The organism is Brevundimonas sp. UBA7534, assembly GCF_002479325.1.
In the GTDB taxonomy this organism is placed as follows: domain Bacteria; phylum Pseudomonadota; class Alphaproteobacteria; order Caulobacterales; family Caulobacteraceae; genus Brevundimonas.
The window spans coordinates 1-5,260 of sequence record NZ_DLMO01000154.1 but is presented as its reverse complement, the minus strand read 5'-3'; the positions used below and the strand labels follow the sequence as shown (position 1 = coordinate 5,260).

Below are 5,260 nucleotides of genomic sequence, written 5' to 3'. Positions count from 1 at the left end.
CCCCACAGCACGGGCGTCATGTGCCCTTCGAGAAAAGCCTTGCGGTCGAAAGGCTTGTAGCCGGCCTCGACCAGTTCCAGCGCCTCGGTCAGGTCGGCCTGTTCGGAGCCTTCGAAATGGGCGGCGGCGTCCGACAGCGGAAGGGCGGCGGGGTGATCCGGGTCCTCGTCCGAACCGGCGGCCTTGCGGGCGTAGGGTTGGAACGTCCCGTCGCCCAGCTTGGCCATCCCGCGAAGGCGATTGCCGCTCTCGGCCGGCCACCAGATCGGCGACGGATCCAGCTGCAGCCGGCTGGCGATGTCGTCCAGCAGCGTCATCGGGTCCTGGGCCTCGCGGTCCAGCTTGTTGATGAAGGTGATGATCGGAATGTCGCGCAGGCGGCAGACCTCGAACAGCTTCAGCGTCTGCGGCTCGATGCCCTTGGCGGCGTCCAGCACCATGATGGCGCAGTCGGCGGCCGTCAGGGTGCGATAGGTGTCTTCCGAGAAGTCCTCGTGCCCCGGCGTGTCGAGCAGGTTGAACATCTTGCCGTCATGCTCGAACGTCATGACCGAGGCGGTGACGGAGATGCCGCGCTCCTTCTCGANNTCCACCACCAGGATCGAGCCTTCACAGGCGGCCAGGGAGCGCGACACCTCATAGGCGAAGTCGACGTGGCCCGGGGTGTCCATCAGGTTCAGCACATAGTCCTGCCCGTCGCGCGCCTTGTAGTTCAGGCGCACGGTCTGCGCCTTGATGGTGATGCCGCGCTCCTTCTCGATCTTCATCCAGTCCGACCGCGCCCGCCGGTTCTCGCCGCGCGCCCGCACGGCCCCGGCCGCGCGGATGGCGCCGCCGGCCAGCAGGATGTGCTCGGTCAGGGTCGTCTTGCCGGCGTCGGGGTGGGCGATGATGGCGAAGGTGCGCCGCCGCGCAGCCTCTTCGGGCAGGGTCAGTGTCGACATGTCGGGATCCTCGAAGCGGCGCAACTAGCCCGAACCCGGCCCGAAGTCACGATTTTGCGCGAAATCAAATAACCCCTCGCCATACAGGGCTATTGGAGTCATTGTCCTGCCAACGGCGTCGATCCCGCCATCAGAGCGGGACGCCCGTGAAGGGAAAGGAAACGACGATGGCTGTGATCCATCCTCAAGACCGTGCGATCGGCTATGCGCCGACCAAGCGTTCCACCGAACACAAGCTGCATCCCGCGATCGGCCTGGCGGTCGGTTTCGGCTTCATCATCGGCGTGGCCACGCTGGTCCACGTGGTGTTCAACAGCCTGGTCTAGCCCGGGTCAGGCCGCCAGGCGGTTCCAGACGGCGCGGTCGGCGGCGACCGCGTCCAGACGGCGGCCCTTGGCCTGAAGCTGGCGGATGACCGCTTCGGGCAGGGCGCAGAAGCGGGGTTCGACCAGGTCGGGCTGGCAATTTGCTTCGGGCGCGGCGAACAGGGCGGCGTTCACGTCGGGGCTGCGATTGGCGATCAGCCAGGCCAGGCGACGCGCGCGGGCCGGATCGTTGCGATGCAGCAGCGGATCCTCGGCGAACAGCTCGCAGCCCAGCTCCAGCACGTAGTCGAAGCCCAACTGTTCGAAACGGCGCGCGTCGGCGGGCGTGGCCGGGCAGGCCTCGTCCAAGTCGAACACGACGTCGTTCAGAAGAAACAGCATTGGCGAAACGCTCGAACAGGCCGGACAGAAACGTCGTCCTGTCGATCACCCTAGCGCCCGCCGCTTGCGGTCCGGTTCACGGACGCGGTTAAGCGAATCTCACCACGACGGCCCGGCGGCGCGGGCCAGGGCGGCGCGGGCCTCGGGCCCGCCCGGCGCCAGCGTCACCCGGTCGGCGTAGGTCTCGGCCACCGCGCGAAACAGGCGCTGTTCGATGTGAGGATCGGCGAAGGCGGCCATGAACGCCTGGCCCGCGCGGGCGATGTCGCGGCAGGTCGCGTCATTGTCCCGGCACCAGGCGTGGACCTGGGCCAGGTCCGACAGGTCAGACGCGACCGGCACATAGTGGACGAATGGCCGCAGCATCGCCTCGCAGGCCCAGGATTCCACCGTCGGCGTCGGCATGATGGGGACAGACTGCGAGGCCAGGATCCATTTCAGCCCGGAGGAGACGTCGTTGCCCTCCAGGACCAGCAGGAATTTCGAGCCCAGCAGTTGCGCCATCGACAGGTGTGGCCGGGCCGCCGCGTGGATCGTCTCCAGCGGCACATCGACCAGATGCTGCGGGCGCGTCACCAGGCTGTAGCCGATGTCCCAGTCGTCGCGGGCCGCCCCTTCGCCCGCGAGGCGGTGGACGTGGTAGCGCGCGGAATAGGGCGGGGCGTCCGGCTCGGCGCGGATGAAGCGGCCAGTGGTCGCGCCGCGCCAGACCAGGCGGTCATCCTTTTCGGCGTAGGCGCGATCCACGCCGGCGACCTCGGCGACAGGGCTGAAATGCCGGGCGTGGTTCAACGGGGCCAGGACGCCCTGGCCTGGATCGTCGATCATCCGCGACTTGACGAAGCCAGGGCGGCTCATGGCGTCGCGGTTGTCGCCCAGGCGGGCGAGAAATGGCTGCAGCCGCCCGGCCTCCAGGAAGGCGCGGGACACCGGCGTCACATAGGTCTCGACCAGCTCACGCAATCGTTGCGGCGTGAACTTCGACGCTTGAGCGCGGCCATAGGGCAGGTCGGGCAGCGCCTCCAGCATGGCGTCGACCGTCATGGCAGGACCGCACAACGCCATCTCGACCGTATCGGGCACGTCATAGGTCGCCGACGCCGCACCGGCGATCGGCGCGGCATAGGTCGCCAGGCGGTCGTCGAAGGAGGGAGTGTCGGTCATCGCCGCAGCCATGGGGCGCGTCGCACGTCGGGTCAACGCGAGACGGAAAGCAAAGAAGCCCGGCTGCTTTCGCAACCGGGCTTCAGGAAACTGGTGGAGCTAAGCGGAGTCGAACCGCTGACCTCTTGAATGCCATTCAAGCGCTCTACCAACTGAGCTATAGCCCCGGACCTTTCGGTCTGGTCCGCCCGGTTCATCTTGCGATGGCCCCCGGCGAGGCGGCGGAAACTATGTCAGGGCTTTTCGGCGATCAAGCCCGTTTTCAGATTTATTTTCGCACCGCTTCCATTTGCGAAAATTCTTCGTGTTTTCAAAAATGAACGTCGAAAACGCGTGGCCTGCCGCATCGGGTGACGCGGCAGGCGCAACCCGTGGGATCAGTCGTCGTCGCGCGACGGCTTGGCGATGTCCTCGTCGATGGAATCGTCGTCGTCGTCCTCGATGAACGGCACCGAGTCGTCATCGTCGTCGTCCAGGACATCGTCGTCGTCGCCGTCCGAGGAGTTCATGCCGGCGTCGTCGTTGTTGTCGCTCGAGTCGTCATCGTCGTCGGGCGTCAGGATCGGCTCGTGGCCTTCCTCGTCGATTTCCGGGGCGCGGACGTCTTCTTCCTCGTCCTCGTCGCTATCGGCGGCCTTGTCCTTGACCTGGTCTTCGGTGTCCTCGTCGTCGGCGGGATAGCCGGGACGGACACGGCGGCCGCGCAGCTTCAGCGCTTCTTCCGGATCGAAGTCCGTGCCGCACTTGGGGCAGTGGGCGGGGCGACGGTTCAGGTCGTAGAACTTCGCCTGACAGTTCGGGCAGACCTGCTTGGCGCCCAGTTCGGGATTGGCCACGGGAGGAGACCTTCCAACGGATTGAATTTCGGGGCGGTCCCTTGCCACCCCTTAGGGCCGCTGTCAAAAGCTGTCTTTCGCGCGCCCGCGCGGCGTTCCCCCATGATCCAGCCTGAAGCGGGTGCCGATGCCTTCCCAACTGACCGCCCGACGCTCCACCGCCCTGTCTGGGAAGGTGCGCGCGCCGGGCGACAAGTCGATGTCGCATCGGTCGATGATCCTGGGCGGCATGGCGTCGGGCGTGACCGAGGTGGAGGGCCTGCTGGAGGGCGACGACGTCCTGGCCACCGCCCGCGCGGTCGAGGCCTTCGGCGCCAAGGTCGAGCGGATCGGCGACGGCCGGTGGCGGATCGAGGGGGCGGGCGGCTTTACGACGCCCGCGTCGGTGATCGACTGCGGCAACGCCGGAACCGGGGTGCGCCTGCTGATGGGAGCGGCGGCGGGCTACCCGCTGACGGCGACATTCGACGGGGATCAGTCGTTGCGCAAGCGGCCGATGAAGCGCGTCACCGGTCCCCTGGCCGACATGGGCGCGCGCTTCGACTGGCAGGCGGCCGAGGACCGCCTGCCCGTGGCCCTGACGGGCGGGGCGTTGAAGGCGATAGACTATGTGCAGACGGTCGCCTCGGCCCAGGTGAAGTCAGCGATCCTTCTCGCCGCCCTGAACGCCGAGGGGGTCACCTCGGTGGTAGAGCCGGAAAAGAGCCGCGACCATACCGAGCGGATGCTGCGCGCCTTCGGCGCCGAGGTCGGGGTTCAGGACAACGGCGAGGGCTGGACGATTTCGCTGAGAGGCGGCCAGCCGCTGACGGGGACCTTCGTCGCCGTGCCGGGCGACCCGTCGTCGGCCGCTTTTCCTTTGGCCGCCGGCTTGATCGTCCCCGGTTCGGAAGTGACGGTCGAGGGCGTCATGCTGAACCCCCTGCGAACTGGACTGTTCGACACCTGGATCGCCATGGGCGCGGACCTGACGATCGCGAACCGGCGCAACGCAGGTGGCGAGGAGGTCGGCGACATCACCGCTCGGCAGTCGAAGCTCAAGGGGATCGTCGTGCCCGAGGCGCGGGCCGCCTCGATGATCGACGAATATCCGATCCTGGCCGCCACCGCCGCCTTCGCCGAGGGTGAAACCGTCATGCGCGGCGTCGGCGAGATGCGGGTCAAGGAAAGCGACCGGATCGCCCTGATGGTGGCGGGCCTTCGCGCCTGCGGCGTTCAGGTGGAGGAGGAGCCCGAAGGCTTCATCGTCACCGGTTCGGCCTCTGTCGCCGGCGGCGCGACCGTCCACACCGCCCACGACCACCGCATCGCCATGAGCCACCTGGTCCTGGGTCTGGCCGCCGATGAACCCGTCTCGGTCGACGAGCCCGGCATGATCGCCACCAGCTTCCCCGGCTTCGTGGATCTGATGAACGGATTGGGCGGAGAGATGGGGTGACCCTCGTCATCGCCGTCGACGGCCCCGCCGCATCGGGCAAGGGCACCATCGCCGCGCGGCTGGCGCGGGAATATGGGCTGCCGCACCTGGACACCGGCCTGCTGTACCGCGCCGTTGGGGTGAAGGTGCTGGGTGACGGCCATTCGCTGGACGACGCCGAGGCCGCCGCCG

6 protein-coding genes, 1 tRNA gene and 2 pseudogenes are annotated in these 5,260 nt (G+C 67.7%); 3 read left to right on the top strand and 6 right to left on the bottom strand.

Annotated elements, in window-relative coordinates; all coding sequences use genetic code 11:
* Together B2U11_RS15820 and B2U11_RS15815 are read right to left on the bottom strand one after the other, a co-directional pair.
* Positions 1-584 (bottom strand): annotated as a pseudogene (locus tag B2U11_RS15820) (GTP-binding protein); the annotation flags it as partial.
* Between the two features lie 174 nt (positions 585-758).
* A pseudogene (locus B2U11_RS15815) lies at positions 759-944 on the bottom strand (GTP-binding protein); the annotation flags it as partial.
* Positions 945-1,111: 167 nt separating this feature from the next.
* Here B2U11_RS15815 and B2U11_RS12665 point away from each other — a divergent pair.
* Positions 1,112-1,270, top strand: coding sequence for a hypothetical protein (locus B2U11_RS12665; protein WP_292072174.1), 159 nt, complete (start codon positions 1,112-1,114; stop codon positions 1,268-1,270).
* Between the two features lie 6 nt (positions 1,271-1,276).
* Here the strand turns inward: B2U11_RS12665 and B2U11_RS12660 are convergent, their stop codons facing one another.
* From B2U11_RS12660 to B2U11_RS12645, 4 genes are all read right to left on the bottom strand, one after another.
* Positions 1,277-1,651, bottom strand: a complete 375-nt coding sequence (locus B2U11_RS12660) for a hypothetical protein (RefSeq protein WP_292072173.1) — start codon at positions 1,649-1,651, stop codon at positions 1,277-1,279.
* A gap of 99 nt (positions 1,652-1,750) precedes the next feature.
* Entirely contained in the window at positions 1,751-2,815 is a 1,065-nt protein-coding gene (locus B2U11_RS12655) for a glycosyl transferase family 90 (RefSeq protein WP_292072171.1), read from the bottom strand.
* A 91-nt stretch (positions 2,816-2,906) separates the two neighbouring features.
* Positions 2,907-2,982, bottom strand: a tRNA-Ala gene (locus B2U11_RS12650).
* 210 nt (positions 2,983-3,192) lie between these two features.
* A complete protein-coding gene (locus B2U11_RS12645) occupies positions 3,193-3,651 on the bottom strand; it encodes a TIGR02300 family protein (protein WP_292072169.1) in 459 nt (152 codons plus the stop codon).
* Positions 3,652-3,778: 127 nt separating this feature from the next.
* Between B2U11_RS12645 and aroA the strand changes: the two genes are divergently transcribed.
* The gene (gene aroA, locus B2U11_RS12640) at positions 3,779-5,089 is read left to right on the top strand and encodes a 3-phosphoshikimate 1-carboxyvinyltransferase (protein ID WP_292072167.1); all 1,311 of its coding nucleotides are present in this window, start codon (positions 3,779-3,781) and stop codon (positions 5,087-5,089) included.
* Positions 5,086-5,260 (top strand): (d)CMP kinase (locus B2U11_RS12635; RefSeq protein WP_292072177.1); only part of this gene is annotated, 175 nt, incomplete at its 3' end. The genes aroA and B2U11_RS12635, both read left to right, overlap by 4 nt.